Here is an 18,547-nt window from a genome sequence, read left to right as displayed (position 1 = left end):
ACCCCTCCCCCGAGACGTTGGCACCCGCGCCAGTCACAACCCACGCATCTGCCAGCATCCCGGACCCCTCCCCCGAGACGTTGGCACCCGCGCCAGTCACAACCCACGCATCTGCCGACATCCCGGGTCTCACCGGCTTGCCGCGGCTCGCCTCCCCTGCTTATGCTCAACCTGAGCATGTGCTCATAGTCAGCAGAAGGAGCTGCAGATGTCCGTCACCAGCCTCCCCACCCCGGGGACCCGTCCTGCGCACGACGCCGTCGAGGCGACCCGCGACGTCTACGAGCGGGTGCGCCACGTCATCCCCGAGGCGGAGTGGGCGACCTTCGCGCAGGACGTCGTCGCGATCCAGGAGCTCAAGCGCTCGAAGCGGGCCGTCGTCCTCGCGCACAACTACCAGACGCCGGAGATCTTTCACGGGGTCGCGGACGTCGTCGGCGACTCGCTGCTCCTCGCCCAGCGTGCCCAGGACGTCGACGCCGACGTCATCCTGCTCGCCGGCGTGCCCTTCATGGCCGAGACGGCGAAGCTGCTCAACCCCGCGAAGACCGTGCTCGTCCCCGACATCACCGCGGGCTGCTCGCTCGCCGACGGCATCACCGCCGAGGACGTCCTCGCCCTGCGGGCCGAGCACCCGGGCGTGCCGGTCGTCACCTACGTCAACTCCAGCGCCGCGGTGAAGGCCGTGAGCGACATCTGCTGCACCTCGGGCAACGTCGAGCGGGTCGTGCGCCACCTCGGCGTCGACCGCGTCATCCTCATCCCCGACGAGTACCTCGCCCGCAACGTCGCACGGGCGACCGGGGTCGACGTCATCACCCACCCGACCCGCTGCGAGGTGCACGAGCGCTTCGACGTCGCGCAGGTCGAGCAGCTGCGGGCCGAGACCCCCGGGCTCACCGTCCTCGCGCACCCGGAGTGCTCGCCCGAGGTCGTCGCCGCCGCCGACGTCGCGGGCTCCACGGCCCAGATGATCGACTACGTGACCGCCCACCGACCGCCGCACGTCGCTCTCATCACCGAGTGCTCGATGGCCGACAACATCCGCGCGGCCGACCCCGGGCTGCACTACGTCCAGCCGTGCAACATCTGCCCGCACATGCGCCGGTCGACCCTCACGAAGATCCGTCTCGCCCTCGAGACGGGCGGCCCGGAGATCGTCCTCGACCCGACCACCGCCGCGGCCGCCCGCCGCGCGGTCGAGCGCATGCTGGAGCTGTCGTGAGCGCGTGCGTCGTCGAGACCGACGCCCCGGTCGTCGTGGGGTCCGGGCTCGCCGGGCTGAGCGTCGCCCGTCACCTCGGCGGCCCGTGCATCGTCGTCGCCCCCGCCGGCCTCGGCGAGGGCACGGCGAGCGCCTGGGCGCAGGGCGGCATCGCCGCGGCGGTGGGCCCCGGGGACGACCCGCAGCAGCACGCGGACGACACCGCGCGGGCCGGGTCCTTCGCCGGTGACACCGCGACGATCGCCCGGATGACCCAGGCCGCCCCCGCTCTCGTCGCCGAGCTCGTGGCGGCCGGCGTCCCCTTCGACCGGGACGCCTCCGGTGAGCTCTCCCTCGGGCGCGAAGGGGGCCACGGCCGGCACCGGGTCTGCCACGTCGGCGGCGACCGCACAGGAGCGGCGGTCGTCGACACCCTCGCGCCGCAGGTCGCCGCCACCTCCGACGTCGCCGTCGTCCGCGGGCGAGCGCTGGAGCTGCTCGTCGACGACGACGGCGTCGCCGGCGTCCTCGTGCTGGATCCTGACGGTCCGCTGGAGCTGCGGACCCGCCGCGTCGTGCTCGCGACGGGTGGCGGCGCCGCCCTCTACCGCGACACGACGAACCCGCTCGGCTCCTGGGGCAGCGGGGTGGTCCTCGCCGGACGTGCCGGGGCCCGGCTCGCCGACCTCGAGCTCGTGCAGTTCCACCCCACGAGCCTCGACGTCGGCGGCGGCTCGGGGGCTCCCCTGCCGCTGGTCACCGAGGCGGTCCGTGGCGCCGGCGCTCACCTCCTCTCCGACGGGCGACGCTTCGTCGACGAGGTGAGCCCGCGCGACGTCGTCGCCGCCGCGGTCCACCGCGAGCGCGTGCTCGGGCGCCAGGTCGCGCTCGACTGCCGCCACGTCCCCGACCTGCTCGAGCACTTCCGCGGCCTCGCGCAGCGGTGTGCCGACATGGGGCTGGACCCCGCACGCGACCTCCTGCCGGTGCGCCCCGCCGCCCACTACCAGATGGGCGGCGTGCTCACCGATGCCCGCGGCCGTACCGACGTGCCCGGGCTCTGGGCGTGCGGAGAGGTCGCGTGCACCGGTCTGCACGGGGCCAACCGGCTGGCCTCGAACTCGCTGCTCGAGGCGGGGGTGATGGGCACTGCGGTCGCGCAGGACGCCGCCTGCTGGCCCGGGCGGACCGCCTCATGGGCCACGGACCGCGTCGACCCGGTGCCGCCCGAGCGGACGACCACCCTCGCGCCCGTCGACGGACGACGCGGCTCGCCCACGTCGCCGGAGATCGCCTCGGTCGAGGTGCGCGCCGTGATGTCCGACCTCGTCGGTGTCGTGCGCGACGCCGACGGCCTCGCGCAGGCCATCGGCCGGCTCGACGACCTGCCCGGCGACGACGCCCTCCTCGGCGGGCTCGTCGCCCGCCGGGCTCTGGCCCGCCGCGAGAGCCTCGGGGCCCACCTGCGCGCCGACGCCCCCGCCCCGGCGGTGGCGTGATGACGGCCCCCCGCGACGTCGCGCCGCTCGTCCGGGCCGCTCTCGACGAGGACCTCGGCACGCTCGGCGACATCACCTCGCTCGCGACGATCGCCCGCGACGCCCGCGGCGAAGCGACGCTCGTCGCCCGGGCCGACGGGGTGGTCTCGGGCACCGACTTCGTCGTCGAGACCTACGCGCAGGTCGACCCGCAGGTGCGGGTGCGGCTCTCGTCGGAGGACGGCGACCGGGTGAGCGCCGGCGACGTCGTCGCGCACGTCGAGGGACCGTCACGCTCGCTGCTCACGGGCGAGCGGGTGGCGTTGAACTTCGTCGGCCTGCTCAGCGGGGTCGCCACCGCCACCGCCCGGCTCGTCGACCTCGTCGAGGGCACGGGCGCGGTCGTCGTCGACACCCGCAAGACGGTGCCGGGCCTGCGCGCCGCGCAGAAGCGGGCCGTGCGCCACGGCGGTGGTGCCAACCACCGCCTCGGGCTCGACGACGCGGTCATGGTCAAGGACAACCACCTCGGTCTCGCCGGCGGTCTCGCACCCGCGCTGGAGCGGGTGCGTCGACGCCCGGGCCCGGTGGGGCACATGACGCGGGTGGAGGTCGAGGTCGACTCCCTCGACCAGCTCGACGAGCTCCTCGCGATCGAGTCCGAGCAGGTCGCAGCGGGCGCTCGACCGGTCGTCGACGTCGTCCTGCTCGACAACATGGGGCCCGACGAGGTCCGAGCGGCGGTGGCGGCGATCCGCTCCGCGCGCAGCGGTCTGCTCGTCGAGGTCTCCGGCGGTGTCACCGAGACGAGCATCCGCGCGCTCGCCGAGGCCGGTGCCGACGTCATCTCCGCGGGGGCGCTCACCCACAGCGCCCCGTGGCTCGACGTCGCGCTCGACCTGTAGCGCCCGGCCTCGGCCGTCAGCGGCGGCGGCGCGAGGTGCCGAAGAGGGAGCGGGTGATCTCGCGCCCGATGACGGTGCCGGCCGAGCGCAGCGCGGAGCGGAAGGCCGAGGACTGCACGACCTGCTCGACCACCCCGGGCTGCTCCTTGGGCGCCCGGCCCCGGGGTGCGGGTGCCGGCGGGGCGCCCTGCGGCGCCGGCGGCTGGGTGGGAGCCGGCGCCGGCGCCTGCTCGGGGGTCGGCGCCTTCGTCAGGCGGGCGGCGAGCAGCTCGTAGGCCGACTCCCGGTCGACCGGCTCGGCGTACTTCGGGGCGAGGGCCGAGCCGGCGATCGCGCCGTCGACGACGCCCTCGGCGCTGGGAGCCATGAGCGACTCGGGCGCGCGCATCTTCGTCCACGCGACGGGGGTGGGAGCGCCCCGCTCGGAGAGCACGGTGACGACGGCCTCGCCGGTGCCGAGCGTCGTCAGCAGCTCGGCGAGGTCGTACTCGGTGTGGGGGTAGGTCGAGACCGCGGCCTTGAGCGCCTTGCTGTCCTCCGGCGTGAAGGCGCGCAGCGCGTGCTGCACACGGTTGCCGAGCTGGGCGAGCACGCCCGAGGGCACGTCCTTCGGGCTCTGGGTGACGAAGAAGACGCCGACGCCCTTGCTGCGGATGAGCCGCACCGTCTGCTCGATCGCGTCGAGGAAGGGCTTGGACGCGTCGTCGAAGAGCAGGTGCGCCTCGTCGAAGAAGAAGACGAGCTTGGGCTTGTCGACGTCGCCGACCTCGGGCAGGTCGTGGAAGAGGTCGGCGAGCATCCACATGAGGAAGGTCGAGAAGAGCTGGGGGCGGTCCTGCACCGCGGGCAGCTCGAGGCAGGTGACCATCCCGCGGCCGTCCGGCGCGACCCGCAGGAGGTCGGCCGTGTCGAGCTCGGGCTCGCCGAAGAAGACGTCGGCGCCCTGGTCCTCGAAAGCGATGAGGTTGCGCAGGATGACCCCGGCCGTGGCCTTCGACAGGCCGCCGAGAGACTTCAGCTCCTCCTTGCCCTCGTCGGACGTGAGGTGGGTGATGACCGCCCGCAGGTCCTTGAGGTCGAGCAGCGCCAGGCCCTGCTTGTCCGCGTAGTGGAAGACGAGGCCGAGGCTCGACTCCTGGGTGTCGTTGAGCCCGAGGACCTTGCTGAGCAGCGTCGGCCCGAAGGACGTGATCGTCGTGCGCACGGGGATGCCCTTGCCCATGCCGCCGAGCGAGAGGAACTCGGTGGGGAAGCCCGCTGCGGTCCACGTCTGCCCGACCTCCGCCGCGCGCGAGGTGAGCTTCTCTCCCCCTTCGCCCGGGCTCGCCAAACCGGAGAGGTCGCCCTTGATGTCGGCGAGGAAGACGGGGACGCCCTGGGCCGCGAGCTGCTCGGCCATGACCTGAAGCGTCTTGGTCTTGCCGGTGCCGGTCGCGCCCGCGACGAGCCCATGACGGTTGAGCACCGACAGCGGGATGCGCACGGGGGTGTCGGCATGGGTCGCGCCGTCGACGACGGCGGCGCCGAGCTCGAGCACCGGCCCGTCGAAGGTGTAGCCGGCGCGGATCTGGTCGAGGAGCGGCGTCGTCGTCACCCGCCCGAGCGTAGGACACAGCGGCGGGCGAAGGGGTGGTGACGAGTCGGTCACGGCGCCCCGCCCCGGGTGGGCGCTGACGGGTCGTGCCCCTATCGTGGCGGCGTGATCTTCAAGGCCGTGGGCGACTCGCGCCCGTACCCCGACCACGGGTACGACTCCGCCCGCGACTGGGCGCAGATCCCGCCGCGGATGATCCGTCTGGACCTGCTGACGACGACGCGCAGCTCGCTGGACCTGCACAACCTGCTCGCCGAGGACTCGACCTTCTACGGCGACCTCTTCCCGCACGTCGTGTCTTGGCGCGACCGGCTCTTCCTCGAGGACGGGCTCCATCGCGCGGTGCGCGCCGCGCTGCAGCAGCGTCCGACGATCCACGCACGGGTGCTGGAGCTCGAGGGCTGACGATGGCGCGGGGGGACTACGAGGAGGCCGACCGGGGTCGGTCGCAGGGACGGCGCACCTTCGTCACGGTGCTCGTCGTGCTCCTCCTGCTCTTCTTCGCCTTCTGGTACGCGATGAGCTACATCCGCGCCGACGAGGAGGGCCGTCGCCAGCCGGGCGCGTCGGCGTCGACGAGCTCGGTGTGCGCGATCCAGCCGAAGGACGTCGTCGTCAACGTCTACAACGGCACCGGCCGGGACGGGCTCGCGGCATCGGTCGCGCGTGACCTGCGCAAGCGCGGCTTCCAGATCCGCAAGATCGAGAACTACCACGGCGGGCGCGTCGGCGGGGTCGGGCTCATCCGCTACGGCGACAAGGGCGCCCCGAAGGTCAAGGTCGTCGGGCGGCACGCCGGCGCGATGCAGAAGGTCCGCGACAAGCGCGTGCGCTCGATCATCGACGTCGTCGTCGGCAAGGACTTCGAGGACCTCGAGCCCCTCTCCGTCGCCCGCCGCTGCTGAGAGCGCCGGGGGGTCAGCGCACGCGGCTGATGGTGAAGTCGAGCGAGCCGTCGCCCACGGCGCGGCACTCGAGCGAGCTGTCCCCGACGGAGACGCTCTGCCCCTGCTCGCACGTGTAGGTGCCGCCCTCGGTGCCCCCGGCGGAGAAGGTGGCGGCTCCCCCTTCGGTGGCCGACTCGAGCCGGAAGCGGTCGCCGACGCTGCCGAGGACAGGTCCGGAGACGGGGAAGGGCAGGTCGTTGAACTTGTCGCCCGAGACGGAGATCTCGCAGCTGCGCAGCTGGGTGTCGGTCGTGCACTTCTCCGACCACGTGTCGACCTGGCAGCCGGCGAGCGCCGCGGTCGTCAGGGCGAGGGCCAGCAGGGATCCGGTGGCTCGTGCGCGCATGGCCCCACCCAACCAGAGCGGCCCCGGCCGCGCGAAGGGGAGCCCTCCCCCGCCCTACCGGCCGGAGGCCGCCGCGAGCGCGGCCGCGAGGTAGCGGTCGGTGATCGCGGCCTGCACCCGACGGGAGACGAAGGGGGCGACCCGGCTCCCGACGAAGGCGGGCCGGCTCACCGCGGAGATCTCGACGCGCGCGCCGCGCTCGTCGCGCACGACCTCGAAGCGCTCGACGCCGGTCTCGGGGTGGCCGGGCAGGGTCGTGTACTCGAAGCCGACGCGCCCGTCCTCGCGCACGACGGAGGTGACGCGGCAGGGCGAGACGGCGACGACCGGGCCGAGCCGCAGACCGAGGACGACGGTCGCGCCGAGCTCGACATCCCGGTCGGCGACGACCTGGAGCCCGGCGTCGCGGTGCATCCCCCAGGACATGAGGGCATCGGCGCAGCGGTCGACGTCCGCGCCGGCCGGCAGCGGCTGGACGCGCTCGACGTGGTGGGTCCTCGGCGGCGGTGCCGTCAGCCAGCCCGCCACCCCCGGAGCGGGCTGCTCCGCGGCGGCCCGTCGCAGGGCGGAGGGGAGGTCGGGCCGCAGGGTCATCACAGGTCCATCATGGCGTCCGGGCGGGCCGCGACGCCGTCGTCGGACCGGTGCTGGCTCCGCGTCGGTACCGATTCGGAGCAATAGTTCAGGACGGCCTGTCAGATCGTCCTGGACCGTCTAGGTTGAGCCCCGCCACCCCCTTCGCCCGCCACGGCCTGTTCCTCCGGAGACCTCCTCATGCCCTCGCGCACCCGAACTGCCGCCACCCTGCTCGCCTTCACCGGGCTGACGCTCGGGGCACCGGTCGCCACCGCCCACGCCGCCGACCCGGTGCCTGTCACCGCGGCCACGCCGGTCGTCTCGGACCAGACCTGCGGGATCGGCCAGGACACTGTCCTCATCCCGGAGACCGAGGGCGTGACGTACTCCTTCACCGCAGAGCGAGAGCGCGTGATCCTCCCGGAGGGGGTCGAGCTGCCCGGCGCGCTCGTGGCCCTGGCGTCCACTGGTTCTGAAGGGGATCCCTTCGCGATCTGGGATGACGAGGTGTCCGTGACGCTCGACGTCACGGCGGACGAGGGCTACGTGCTGGCGACAGGCACCCCCACCACGGTTGTGGTGACGGTTGACGCCACCGGCTGCCCGCAGGTGGAACAGCCGTCCGTCGAGGTGAGGAGCGACGAGTGCGAAAGCCTGACCCTCACCAACCCGTCAAGCAGCGAGGTGACCGTCACGCTCGATGACTGGTCCAGCTGGGAGCCGACGGGCTACGTCGAGGAGACCCTCGCGCCGGGAGCCACGTCGACCCTCACGATGGTTGAGGGCGAGTACGAATGGTTCGGTGTGGACTCGCGCGCGGCGAGCCCGTGGCTCACCGGTGATCTCGAGGAGGGCGAGCTCGAGAGCTCTGCGACGGGGACCGATTTGACGAAGAAGTCCGTCGAGAGCGCGTTGAAGAAGCTCCCCCGAGCACTTGGGGGACGAGTCGCGGATCCGGACGACTACGTCATCACCGACCAGGAGCTGCAGCTGATCAGCGAGCTGGGGGTCATCATCGACGGCTTCGAGTCCGGGGAGTTCTTCTTCGGCGAAGGAATGGTCTACGTAGAGTTCTGCGACGACACGACCTCGGAGCCGACGCCCCCGGTCACCCCGGTGGACGTCGACGGCGCGCCGGGCACGGTCGACCCGGCTGACGAGGCCCCCCGTGTGCCCGCCGTGGTCCAGACCGACGGCGGCTCGCTCGACCGCAGCCCGGTCGGCGGGCTCGTGCTCGTCGGCGGGCTCCTCCTGGGCGCCGGCGCGGTAGTGCGCCGGGTCGTGCGCGGTTGAGTCAGGCCCGACGCGGATGAGGCGGGGTCCCGCGATGGACGACAGGCGGCGTGAGCGCATCACCTGGTCGGTGGTCGCGGCAGGCGCAGGCCTGCTCCTGATCACCGCGTACGCCTTCCCCACCGCCGCCCTGATGGTCATGCTCCTCGTCGCGCTCCCTGGCACTCGTGGTGGCGGTCGTCCTGACCGTGGCGAACGTCGTGATGAGCGCCGGCAGCCACCGCTGACGAGCTCACGCCTTCAGCACGACGAAGCCCGGTGGACCGTGATGGTCCACCGGGCTTCGGTGGTACTGGCGCTCTAGACGACCGCAGTCCTTTGCTTGCGGCAGGAGGGCAGCACCACCTGCACCGCGACGGGAGCGACGTACAGCCCCCAGTAGAGCGGGCCGGAGACGTAGCCCGCCGCCCCGGCGGCGACCACGCCGAGGAAGACCAGCCCCAGGACGACTGCTAGGACTCGTCGACGACACAGAGTGCCGTCAGGGTGCCTGAGCCATGAGGTCGACGTCGTCGCTCCGATCAGGAGGGGGGATGTCTGCGGAGCATAGGCCTCAGCTCTCCCCCTGCACGACGAAGCCCGGTGGACCGTGACGGTCCACCGGGCTTCGGCGATGCTGGCTGGCGAGACGATGACGAAACCCCTGCAGGCCCCGCTACTGGCGGGGCCTGCAGACTAGCTCGAAGGCCATCCCCCACCCATTTCGCGAAACCGTCCCCCACATCTCGTACGGTCTTCGAGCATCCCCGGGATACCGGGCCTGACGTGACTGCAGAACTTCACCTTGGGCGACCCCACCCGCCCTTGCTGACGCTGGTACGGGCCAGCTCACGACCGCCTCAGGCACCGTCGGGCTCGGTACCTTGCACCATGGCCCCTCCCCAGCAGCAGCCTCCGACCGGGACGGAACGGTGGCTCAGCACGTACTGCATTCCGTTGGTCGTGGGGTTGTCAGTGCTTGGGGTGCTCTTGGTCGTCTTGACGGCGATGACCGTTGCTCGGCACGGCGCAGGTCAGTGGTGGCGAGGCGTGGTCGTGCTGCCGTGCGTCACGCTCGGAGCGACAGCCATACGGGCACGTAGGGCTGTCGCGGAGTACGAGCGCGACTGAGCCGTCGGGCTGCTGACCGTGACCTGATGGGCCTGTGATTAGTCGGCTCGAGGAGCGGCGGGAGCTCTCAGCGAGCCCGGGTCGTTGCTGCCGTGGTCTTGACCAGGTTGCTATACCCGAACCGTCGACCCGTGACCTTGGCAGTGATCCGGTGGCCTCGATCTGCAGAGGTCACCTTCCGGGTGGGGCCAAACTCGCCGAAGATGATCCGGCCGTCGCGGTACCACCGCTGAGAGAGCTCGACACCACGAGGAGACCACGCCCCACGGTAGAGCCTGAGCGTTGATCCCACCCGAGGCGTTCCTGACAGGGTCGGTGTGGGTGCTCTGAGGACTCCGAGCGCGACTCGGCTGGTCGGTGTCGAGGTCGCCGATTGGGATGCGAGGCCAGCCTTGCGACCGGTGACCTCGACGCTCATGCGCGACTTCGCGTCCATCGTCGTGAGCAGCCGGGTACGGCCGGTCGCTCCCGCGATGGCCTTGCCGTCGCGGTACCACTGGTAGGAGACACTCACTCCCTCAGGCCCCCACGGGCCCGCGTAGGCCCACAACTTAGACCCGACACGAGCCGTGCCGCCGATCGACGGGGTGACTCGGTCCACTGCTGGACGCCTCTCCCACAGCGTCAACCGGTCCACAGCACGAAGGTCTGCGGGCGCGCCAGCGATGACGTCACCGTCCATACCGATCACCTGCAGCCCGTCGTCACCTGGCGGTGATTGCAGGTAGGTCACCTCGCCGGTCTTGCGGCTGGCAACCCAGGGCGTGCGATAACCCACCGACCCGGCAATCCACGAGGCATTGATCGGACCTGCGCTCGATCGCAGATCCGAGGGCAGCCCAGGCAGCCGCGTCGGTTGCTTCGAGCCAAGGGTCGTGATGGTCGCAGCCTGGTCCTCGATTCCACCCGATCGGCCCACGACCGTCGTCCCGTACATCGCCGTGGCGGCCGAGGACGTGTGACCGGGCAGCACGCCTAGGTCTCGCAGCTCCTTCGTCGCGACGTTGTAGGCGAACGCGCGGCCCGACTTCCCGATCACCCAGTCACCTTCGATCTGCGATGGGAGGGTGTACTTGCTACCAGGCAGCGCTGGGATGTCCTGCGTGGTCCCGGTGGTGAGGTCGTAGATGAAGCCGCGGTACTCGAAGTCGGAGGAGTAGTACCCCACAACTCGATTTCCCGAGATGTCCGTGATCGACCCGGAATCGCGCACCTGACCGGTCAGCGGTCGCATCACTCCGGTGTCCAGGTCGTACACGAACGGCTCGTTCTCCCGGTTCTCGTCGTAGCTCACGCCGGTCACGATCCTGCCGCTGATACCCGTCGCCATCGAGCTCTGCTGGCCAGGCAGGGTGCCCAGTTCACGCAGCTCCCCGGACGCCATGTCGTACACCACGGCCACCCCATAAGGGCTGTAGCCCGCCTTCATCCTCGACCCGAGGACCAGCCCCTCCTGGTAGGTCCCCACGTTCAGCACGGCCCCACCTGCAATCGGCACCTCACGAGCGACCCACGCCTCACCGGCCGATGCCGCAGGCGCGACGCCCACACCGAGTGCACCGATCCCCATCGCGACTACCGCGCCTGCAGCCACAGCCCGCCCGAAAACCCAACCCCGCATGAACACTCCACACCCGACCCCGACGATGACGCGGCAAGTATGCGCACACACCGCACGCTCGCACACCTCGAACCCAGCAAAGGGCCGGGCGCACGTCAACCGCTCAGCCCTCGCCGTTCTTCCGCTCGTCGTACGCCCGAACGTTCTTCGCGATACCCCGCACGCTCAGCAGCGGGCTGGACCATCCCGCACTCATCAAGGCCCACACCAACGCACTCTGGCGAGCGCCGTCCGCCAACGACAGCACCGCCAGAACAGCTGAGGCCATCATCATCAGGACGCACCCCACACTGATCGCGGTCGAGTGCCTGGCCCACCACCGGGCGGACGGAGCAGGCTCGAGGTCCCACCGTTCCTGACGGCTCACTGGCCCCCTTCGTATCGCAACGCACCCATGATCCTGGCAGGACCACGGCACGGTGGGCGCTGACGAGGCCGAGCTGATCGAAGCGTCACATCCGTCCAGGCCAGACGGTCACCCACCTAGATTCGACGGTGGCCGCGCGCACCCAGCTGCCGCTCACCCACCCGAACATCAGGATCACGGCACCACCAGCTGCGACCAGCCACACCCCATGCACGACAGCGACGACCGTTCCGACCGTCACCAACACGATGGACAGCACCCACACGAACGTCAGGCCGCCACCGGCACGCGTCGCACCCGCCATGACAGCTCGTCACCCACTCCACGGTCTCGCGGCCCGTACCCGTCGTGCGTTCGAGGTTGGGTCTGAACACGAGGCGCGGAGTCCCTGCCCGCTTGGCCCATCACGTCATCTCCCCGCTTCCAGGACCGCGCCGCACGCTGCCTGGCCCGTCACCACGCTCGGCATCCAGCTGACGCTGACGGCGCAGAGCGGCATAGACCCCTACCCCACCAGCAAGGATGTAGCTCGCTGCCATGAGCGCCACGTTCACCGGGCCTGCGCCATCGACGGTCAGCAGACCGAGGATGACCAGCGACATCAGCAGACCGAGCACAGACAGCACGAGGGACACCGACCTCCGCGACATACGTCGCTGCTCCTCTTCCTCGCGTTCCAGCCTGCTGGCCGGCTCACCTGCGCGGCTGTCACCGCCGCTGCTGGTGCGGTCCATCCGGCTCCTCCTCTGCTGCGCGACCATCGCTCGCATCCACCGCGGTACATCAGGGAGGGTCTAGCGGCGTTGCCGGACCCACATGGCCAGTGCCGTCGCCCCCATCAGCGTCCCGCACACGGCCATCGTGATCGACACGGTCCAGTTCGCACCGATGCCCGTCAGGTCGAACACGACGCCGACAAGGAGCCCCGTCACGGCGAACACCACCATGGAGATGCCGAATGCGAGGTAGCTGTCGGGGCCCATGACGCGACGGTGGTGCGACCGACCGCGCGTTGGTCGGATACGGCTGGCCGCCGCGGTGCTGCGGACGATGGGATGGCCCGTCGGCGCCCGCGCAGGCCCCGCTGCGCCCCCGTCGCCTGCTTGACTGCCCGGCATGTCGAAGGCGATGAAGTGGTTGGTCGCGAGTTTCGTGCTCATGGGGGCGCTGCAGCTGTCGCGGATCTGGTGGCAGGGCGAGGCGGCGGTGTGGGTCAACTCGATCCTGACCGTGGCGATGTTCGCGTGCACCATGACGGCGTTCTTCACCTGGTTCAAGGACACCCAGCGGTGAGCGGGCCGTCGCGGTGGGAGGTCAACGACCCGACTCCCTCACCCGCGCAGCGGCGCTCGGGCTGCTTGTGGTCGGTGGCGCTGTTCGGATTGTGGGGGACCTGGTGGGTCCTGCGCGCGGCCTTCCCAGATGCGTCATGGATCAAGGTCGCGTTGAGCGTCGTGGTGATCTTGACCGTGCTGGTGTCCATCGGGCTCTGGAGCAACATCGTCGCTACCCAGCGCGACCTGCGCCGACGGCAACGAGACCCAGCAGACCCCGGAGGCCCAAGGACCTGAGCCCGCGGACATCGCCCTCTGCACCACGGATCATCCTGCAGGCACAGCACATGGACGTCGAGACCTCGTTCAGCCGCGTCAGGGTTGCCAGTCGTTCCTCGCGCTGGGCGGTCACGGAAACCCGACGTTGAGAATCAGCACGCGCAGGCGCTGCTCGGTGGGACGCCATGCAGGGGGACCTCCGTGACCGCGCCTCCGTCAACGCGCGTGCGTCACCGACCACCCCCATGCGTAATGGCTCAAGTGGGACGAAGGGGTTCTATTCGAAGCAGACCCCGTCTCCGGGGCACCCCGCGCGTGGCAGTGGCCCGGTACGCGGAGGTCCCGCTAGCGGGCCAGACTGCTTCGTGTGCAGGACCGGCGGGCTTGCTCATCCGTACCCTGTGGCCGGTGAACCAGTCGAGTAGCACCCCCGAACCTGGGGATACGTCCGCGCACGACCAGATGGGCGAGGGCCGGACCGCGACGGTCGCCCAGCGCGCACTGGTGGTGGCACTTGTAGCCCTTCTGTCTGTCTCGGCGAGCACCGAGGATCAAGAGCTGTCCGGCGGCGGTCCCATCGCCCTGGCTGCGGTCACCCTCGGGTTCGTCATCTCCTACTTCTTCCCCCGGCTGCTCCTACGAATCGCGACGATCGTGGGCGCGCTCACCTTGACCTCCCTGCCCATCGTGCTGCCGTTCTTCATCTTCAGCAGCAACCCAGTCCTGGTGGACCTGAGGGCTAGTCTGTGCGTCGCCGCCCTGACGGGAGGATGCTGCGCCGGGTACGTGCTGCGCCGGGGACGGCGCGATGGGGACTGGACCCTTCCTTGATCCGGAAGGGCCATCAGCCGCACGGCTCGAGTGATGGTCGCCGCCTGGCCGGCGCACTTATGTGGTCGCCGCCATCAGCGCGTCGATCTGCCCGTTCAGGTCCTGGCGGAGCGACCAGGCCTGAGGCAGCGCCGCTACCTGCTCGTTGCTCAGCGGGCACTCTAGGACGCGCAGCTGCCGGGCTTGGCACGCCTGGGCGAGGCGGTGCGCCAGCGAAGCGGTCGTCGAGCGCAGGACCCGCGAGCCGCGAGTCAGCAGCGGTGGGCACATCACAGCCAGCAGCGCCTCGCGCAGACACCAACCGTCGTCGGGCTGCGGAGGACCGGTGACGATGAGCGCGGGCGCCGCGCCGGGTGGCTGGGTCTGCGCGTCGAGGAAGGCCAGCCGGTCAGTGACGGCCTCGGCGGCGTCCATGCGGTGCGGGTCGGGTGCCATCGCGGAGCCCGCGGCCGAGGGTCACAACGTCGAGCTGGACGGGCGGGTGGACACGACGATGCCCTTCGTCGGGGCGCGGGTGGTCTTAGCAGGCGTGCGTCACCGACGCCGTCGGCTCCAGAAGTCGCGAATCGTGATGCGACGCGCCCTGGGCTAGGGCTGGGGCGTGACCGTCTCAGTGACGGTCTCCTCGATGACCGTCGACCCGTCGGGGCGGGTGAAGGTGTGCGTGGCCGTCTCCGAGCCCCCGCCGCCGAAGCGGAACTCCCCGATGATCGTCGTGCCGTCGGACTCGTAGACGGGGACGCTGTCGCGCAGCGGTCCGTCGTTCTTCGCCGCCTCCTCCGGGTTGGCGGGCGGCGGGTCGGCGGCCTCGAGCTCGGAGGTACGGATGTACCCGCTCTTGCCGTTCGTCGCCACGGCCGCCATGAGGTCCGGCTCCTCCTCGGGACTCATCGCGTACGCGCCCGACCCGTAGGTCTCCCCCTTCGCGTTCTTCTTGAAGGTGGGCTTCCACCGCGAGGTGCTCGCGGCGGTCGGGGTCTCGAGCCGAGGCGACTCGTCACGCTGCACGAGCACCAAGAGGCGCTCGTCGCGGTCCAGGAGCCCACCGCACGCGTCGGCGTCCTCGACGGGGCTGCCGGGGTCGACCCCGCCCGCGAGGATAACCCGGTCGCCCTCTGCGACCACCTCCTCACCGGAGGAGTCCTTGACGACCCACCGCCCGTCGACCTCTTCGAGAGTCCACCGGCCGGGTCCGGTCTCGACCAGCCCGAAGGGTCCGCCGGCCGGCAGTCGCGAGCCGGGGACCGGTGAGACGACCGGACATCCTGCCGGGGTGACCTGCAGCGTGCCCCTGAAGTCTGGTGTCGTCGCGGTCACGGCGCGCACGGACGGGAAGGCGAGCGCGCTTGGCCCGGCGGGCTGCGCCGGGGAGGGCGGCATCGGGCCGGTGCCACCTCCGAGCGGCAGCGAGACCGCGATGCCTCCGGCGACGAGCATGGCTGCGGCGGTGGACACACCGACCGCAGCTACCCGACGGCGGCGGCGGCGGGTGGTGGCTGCGGTCAGCAGCGTGGCGAAGGGCGGCATGCTCTCCTGCGCCCGGTCGGTCTCGTGGGCGAGGAGGCGGCGGACGTCCTCGAGGTCTTGCTGGTCCATCACAGGCCTCCCAGGCGGGTGCGAAGGGTGGTCCGGGCTCGGGAGAGTCGGGACTTGACGGTGCCGAGCGGCAGATCGAGGGCGTCGGCGATCTCGGCGTTGGTGAGGCCGTGCGCGGCTCGTTGGACGACGATTTCGCGCTGGGCGATGGGCAGGTCGCGGATCGCTGACCAGATGCCGGCGTAGTCGCCGTGGTCGGGCTGCACCTCGGGCTCCGGGTCGCCCTCGCGTCGTCGTCCGTGGCGCCGTTGCCGGCGGTACTCGTCGACCGCGAGGTGGTAGCCCACCCGGCGCACCCAGGCGACCGGACGCTCGAAGCGGGACACCTTCTCCCAGTGCAGGACGAGGCGGGTGAAGGCCTCGTTGGCGCAGTCCTCGCCTGCCGCGACCGACCCCGTGACCAGGGCGAGCTCCGCCACCAGCCGGGGGTAGTGGGCGGCGTAGAGCTCTTCGAGAGCTTGCTCGTCGTGCACGGTCACGACACTGACACGCACAGCGGGCGTGAAGGTTCCGTTTCGCGGGGAAGTCGTGCTTCACGGTGCCTGGGCGGGCCGGCGAGCCGGATTCTTCCGCTCTCCCGCGCGGAGGGTGCACCAGATGGGTGGAGGTGGGGGTGCTCCTCCCCGGGGATTGCGCACCGCAGGCCAACGCTCGATGCCGCCGGGTACGCCGGTCAGTTGCGGAGACCACCGCGAGGAGTCGGTCCGGGTCGAGGGGCCTCGGCAGCTAGCTGGTGAGCGCCTTCCGCTCCCCGGCGAGGCGTGCGGCTCGTGCTCGAGCCCACTGGGCGGCGTCGGCGACATGGCGGGTCAGTCCGGTCAGGTGCGGGTCGGGGTTCTCCCATCGCTCGAGTCGCTCGCACGCGGCGTCGAACTCGGGGCCGCCGTGGTCGCTGAGCAGGACGGCATGCGCGATCAGGGCGTCCGGGCGGCCGGTGTCCCAGTGCCACCTGTTGTCTCGGAACTTGGTGAGTGGGAGGTTGGTGATGGCAGTGAGGTCGGTGAGGAGCTCGGCGGGGTCGGTCAGGCGCAGGAGGTTGGCGAGCTGGTCGGCGTTGAGGGTCTCGGTCATCTGGCGGGCGGCGGTCTGGGCGTCGGCGACGGAGTCGATGGTCCAGTCGTGGCGGCCGTCGCGTGGGTTGAGCGGGGTGAGCGTCATGCGGGCGATGCCGTCCCAGACCTGCTCGCGGCCCGGTTTCCTCGGCTTCCACCCATGTCTGAGGTACTTGGCCTCCAGCCACTCCTTATAGGCAGGGGTGACTACGGACATCATGACCTCGAAGGTGCCGTAGGTGCCCTCGTTGTACTGGCCGGCCAGGACGGTGACGACGGCGACGGTGTCGCCGGTGTGCAGGCGCCACGTGGGGTAGGTGCCCTTGAACCCGGCGGCGCGCAGGGTGGGTACGAAGTCGTCACGTAGGGCCTGCTTCAGGGAGTCTCTGGCTCGCACGGCGTCAGGGTGCCACGTCGTCCGCACGTGTCAGGAGGGTTTGGGCATGCCCGACCTCGTTCGACGCCTCTTCCTCGACGCGGAGCTCTAGTGACTGCTCACAACCGATCGTCAGTGAGCCGCTCCTAGCTCGTTGTAGAGGTTGCATAAGGTCTTGCCGTCACTCGGTGGGAAGCGACGTCTTGCAAATGAGGTCGGCCGGGCCGCCGCCTCCGTTCCGTCGGGCCGCCCGGTGGCCCACCAGGTGTTCGCCGTCATGGGGCAGCGGGTGGGTTGAACGCTCCGAACACGCTCGGCTGCGCCCCAGCCGCGAGCATGGGAGAGCAGGCGGAGGCGCTGTCGAGGACGTCCTTCAACCCCGGTTCCGGGGTGTGGACCACGGTGTCTCCCACAGTGGCTACAGAACTGCCGTTGCGGTCGCGCACAGACCAGGTGTCGCCCGGCTGATCGCGTTGCAGGGTCCAGCCGCTGACAGCACTGGTGGCGAGCACGTATTTGCCGGGCGCCGCTCGGGTGGGGTCCCCCTTGGGGACGGTCACGTATGGGCAACCCGTCTCGCTCACCTGCAGCTCCTGGTACGCCCCCACCGGGAGGATGGTCACGGGTCGCTCCAGCACCGGGAATGGCGCTGATGTCGCTGCAGGCCGAGCGACTTCGTCCCGCGAGCTGTCAAGGGCGACCGTTCCCCCGACGATGACCGCCGCCGCGGTCACGGTCACCCCGAAGGTCATGCCGCGGCGGCGTCGACGTTCAGAGGAGACACGCTGTATGAAGGTGTCGATCGGAGGCATGCCGCGCGCGACGCGCTCGGCCTCCTCGTCCAGGAGGGTTCTCACCTGTTCTGGTGTGGGCGTGTTCATGACGCATCTCCTAACCGCGATCGCAGGCTGCGTCGCGCGCGTGACAGACGGGATTGACGGTTCCGATCGGGACGTCGAGGTGTGCGGCGATCTCGCTGTCGCTCTGCCCTTGAGATGCGTGGCGGATCAGCACCTCTCTCTGATCGATGGGCAGATGCCGTATCGCCTCCCAGATCTCGTACTGCGACGCACCATCCGGCACAGCACCCCCGACTTTCACCTCGTAATCGGGCAGAGGTGTGTGACGCGCGCGTCTTCGCAGCTCGTCGACGGCCAGGCGGTAGCCAACTGTCCGGACCCAGGCAACGGGTCGCTCGTAGGTAGACACCTTGTTCCAGTGCTTGACCAGGCGGGTGAACGCCTCGTTAGCGCAGTCCTCGCCGGAGGCCCTCGAACCTGTCACCAACGACAGCTCCGCTACGAGCCTGGGATAGCAGGCGAGGTAGAGCGCCTCTAGGCCCTCGCGGTCACGCAGATTCATGCCTATACAGACGTCACGAGGTGCTGATAGTTCCATCGGACATGCCCGTAGTTGCGCACTCGTGACCAAGTGGCCATCCATGGGCCCGCAGCCGAGACCCACGAGGTTCGATCGCAGACCCAGGCACTACACCGCTCTCGATGGAGCCTTCGACCGATGGCTAACCGGGCCCACCACATCTGCAGGTCGATGCTGTGCTGCTCGAAACTCCGCAGAGCACCCTTCCGAGCGGCTGCTCAGCGACTTTCGAACCATCTCTGAGCCGAGCCCCGCGCGTCGCATGCCGTCGTTCGAAACCCATGGTTTTCGAACGGCGACGACCGACGGGCGTCGGGC

The 18,547-nt window shown here is 70.6% G+C and carries 22 protein-coding genes; 9 read left to right on the top strand and 13 right to left on the bottom strand.

The features are described from left to right. The first annotated feature begins 208 nt into the window (after nt 1-208). Genes nadA through nadC form a run of 3 tightly spaced genes read left to right on the top strand, consistent with a single transcriptional unit; the run spans nt 209 to nt 3,587 of the window. Complete coding sequence (gene nadA / locus EEW87_RS15035) at nt 209-1,225, top strand: quinolinate synthase NadA (protein WP_123091392.1); 1,017 nt, start codon at nt 209-211, stop codon at nt 1,223-1,225. Continuing rightward, nucleotides 1,222-2,703, top strand: a complete 1,482-nt coding sequence (locus tag EEW87_RS15030; RefSeq protein ID WP_123091393.1) for an L-aspartate oxidase — start codon at nt 1,222-1,224, stop codon at nt 2,701-2,703. Before nadA ends, EEW87_RS15030 begins: the two co-directional genes overlap by 4 nt. After that, complete coding sequence (gene nadC / locus EEW87_RS15025) at nt 2,703-3,587, top strand: carboxylating nicotinate-nucleotide diphosphorylase (RefSeq protein ID WP_123091394.1); 885 nt, start codon at nt 2,703-2,705, stop codon at nt 3,585-3,587. Before EEW87_RS15030 ends, nadC begins: the two co-directional genes overlap by 1 nt. 16 nt (nt 3,588-3,603) lie before the next feature. Here the strand turns inward: nadC and EEW87_RS15020 are convergent, their stop codons facing one another. Next, nucleotides 3,604-5,181 carry a helicase HerA-like domain-containing protein gene (locus EEW87_RS15020; protein WP_068272773.1) on the bottom strand — a complete coding sequence of 526 codons (1,578 nt, stop codon included), beginning with the start codon at nt 5,179-5,181 and terminating at the stop codon, nt 3,604-3,606. Nucleotides 5,182-5,286: 105 nt separating this feature from the next. On the opposite strand from EEW87_RS15020, the gene EEW87_RS16870 reads away from it, so the two are divergent. Together EEW87_RS16870 and EEW87_RS15015 are read left to right on the top strand one after the other, a co-directional pair. Beyond that, entirely contained in the window at nt 5,287-5,586 is a 300-nt protein-coding gene (locus EEW87_RS16870; protein WP_068272770.1) for a type II toxin-antitoxin system VapB family antitoxin, read from the top strand. A gap of 2 nt (nt 5,587-5,588) precedes the next feature. Further along, on the top strand, nt 5,589-6,086 hold the full coding sequence (locus EEW87_RS15015; RefSeq protein ID WP_123091395.1) for a LytR C-terminal domain-containing protein: 498 nt from the start codon (nt 5,589-5,591) through the stop codon (nt 6,084-6,086). 13 nt (nt 6,087-6,099) lie between these two features. On the opposite strand, the gene EEW87_RS15010 is transcribed toward EEW87_RS15015, so the two are convergent. Next, nucleotides 6,100-6,474 (bottom strand): hypothetical protein, encoded by a 375-nt coding sequence (locus EEW87_RS15010; protein WP_123091396.1) that lies wholly within the window; start codon nt 6,472-6,474, stop codon nt 6,100-6,102. Between the two features lie 54 nt (nt 6,475-6,528). Continuing rightward, on the bottom strand, nt 6,529-7,068 hold the full coding sequence (locus EEW87_RS15005) for a DUF1990 family protein (protein ID WP_123091397.1): 540 nt from the start codon (nt 7,066-7,068) through the stop codon (nt 6,529-6,531). A gap of 180 nt (nt 7,069-7,248) precedes the next feature. Here EEW87_RS15005 and EEW87_RS15000 point away from each other — a divergent pair, with 180 nt between their 5' ends. Continuing rightward, complete coding sequence (locus tag EEW87_RS15000) at nt 7,249-8,343, top strand: hypothetical protein (protein WP_123091398.1); 1,095 nt, start codon at nt 7,249-7,251, stop codon at nt 8,341-8,343. Nucleotides 8,344-8,377: 34 nt separating this feature from the next. Further along, on the top strand, nt 8,378-8,647 hold the full coding sequence (locus EEW87_RS14995; RefSeq protein WP_123091399.1) for a hypothetical protein: 270 nt from the start codon (nt 8,378-8,380) through the stop codon (nt 8,645-8,647). Between the two features lie 873 nt (nt 8,648-9,520). Here the strand turns inward: EEW87_RS14995 and EEW87_RS14990 are convergent. From EEW87_RS14990 to EEW87_RS14975, 4 genes are all read right to left on the bottom strand, one after another. Further along, complete coding sequence (locus tag EEW87_RS14990; protein WP_163562479.1) at nt 9,521-11,047, bottom strand: hypothetical protein; 1,527 nt, start codon at nt 11,045-11,047, stop codon at nt 9,521-9,523. 479 nt (nt 11,048-11,526) lie between these two features. After that, nucleotides 11,527-11,745, bottom strand: coding sequence for a hypothetical protein (locus tag EEW87_RS14985; protein WP_123091403.1), 219 nt, complete (start codon nt 11,743-11,745; stop codon nt 11,527-11,529). A 100-nt stretch (nt 11,746-11,845) separates the two neighbouring features. Continuing rightward, nucleotides 11,846-12,175, bottom strand: a complete 330-nt coding sequence (locus tag EEW87_RS14980; RefSeq protein ID WP_148041547.1) for a hypothetical protein — start codon at nt 12,173-12,175, stop codon at nt 11,846-11,848. Nucleotides 12,176-12,235: 60 nt separating this feature from the next. Beyond that, nucleotides 12,236-12,424, bottom strand: a complete 189-nt coding sequence (locus tag EEW87_RS14975; protein ID WP_123091405.1) for a hypothetical protein — start codon at nt 12,422-12,424, stop codon at nt 12,236-12,238. Nucleotides 12,425-12,557: 133 nt separating this feature from the next. On the opposite strand from EEW87_RS14975, the gene EEW87_RS14970 reads away from it, so the two are divergent. Together EEW87_RS14970 and EEW87_RS14965 are read left to right on the top strand one after the other, a co-directional pair. Beyond that, nucleotides 12,558-12,734, top strand: coding sequence for a hypothetical protein (locus tag EEW87_RS14970; RefSeq protein ID WP_163562478.1), 177 nt, complete (start codon nt 12,558-12,560; stop codon nt 12,732-12,734). A gap of 668 nt (nt 12,735-13,402) precedes the next feature. Further along, nucleotides 13,403-13,825 carry a hypothetical protein gene (locus tag EEW87_RS14965; protein WP_148041548.1) on the top strand — a complete coding sequence of 141 codons (423 nt, stop codon included), beginning with the start codon at nt 13,403-13,405 and terminating at the stop codon, nt 13,823-13,825. A gap of 57 nt (nt 13,826-13,882) precedes the next feature. On the opposite strand, the gene EEW87_RS14960 is transcribed toward EEW87_RS14965, so the two are convergent. From EEW87_RS14960 to EEW87_RS14935, 6 genes are all read right to left on the bottom strand, one after another. Beyond that, complete coding sequence (locus EEW87_RS14960) at nt 13,883-14,239, bottom strand: hypothetical protein (protein ID WP_123091408.1); 357 nt, start codon at nt 14,237-14,239, stop codon at nt 13,883-13,885. 174 nt (nt 14,240-14,413) lie between these two features. Further along, a complete protein-coding gene (locus tag EEW87_RS14955) occupies nt 14,414-15,421 on the bottom strand; it encodes a hypothetical protein (protein WP_123091410.1) in 1,008 nt (335 codons plus the stop codon). Beyond that, entirely contained in the window at nt 15,421-15,894 is a 474-nt protein-coding gene (locus EEW87_RS14950; RefSeq protein WP_163562477.1) for an RNA polymerase sigma factor, read from the bottom strand. The genes EEW87_RS14955 and EEW87_RS14950 overlap by 1 nt, the downstream gene beginning before the upstream one ends. A gap of 253 nt (nt 15,895-16,147) precedes the next feature. After that, complete coding sequence (locus EEW87_RS14945; protein WP_163562476.1) at nt 16,148-16,870, bottom strand: DUF4304 domain-containing protein; 723 nt, start codon at nt 16,868-16,870, stop codon at nt 16,148-16,150. Between the two features lie 254 nt (nt 16,871-17,124). Then, nucleotides 17,125-17,730 carry a hypothetical protein gene (locus EEW87_RS14940; RefSeq protein ID WP_148041549.1) on the bottom strand — a complete coding sequence of 202 codons (606 nt, stop codon included), beginning with the start codon at nt 17,728-17,730 and terminating at the stop codon, nt 17,125-17,127. Between the two features lie 10 nt (nt 17,731-17,740). After that, complete coding sequence (locus tag EEW87_RS14935; protein ID WP_163562474.1) at nt 17,741-18,211, bottom strand: RNA polymerase sigma factor; 471 nt, start codon at nt 18,209-18,211, stop codon at nt 17,741-17,743. Nucleotides 18,212-18,547: the final 336 nt, after the last annotated feature.

Origin of the sequence: Janibacter melonis (assembly GCF_003721155.3) — a bacterium.
In the GTDB taxonomy this organism is placed as follows: domain Bacteria; phylum Actinomycetota; class Actinomycetes; order Actinomycetales; family Dermatophilaceae; genus Marihabitans; species Marihabitans melonis.
This window is presented reverse-complemented; position numbering and strand designations above follow the sequence as displayed.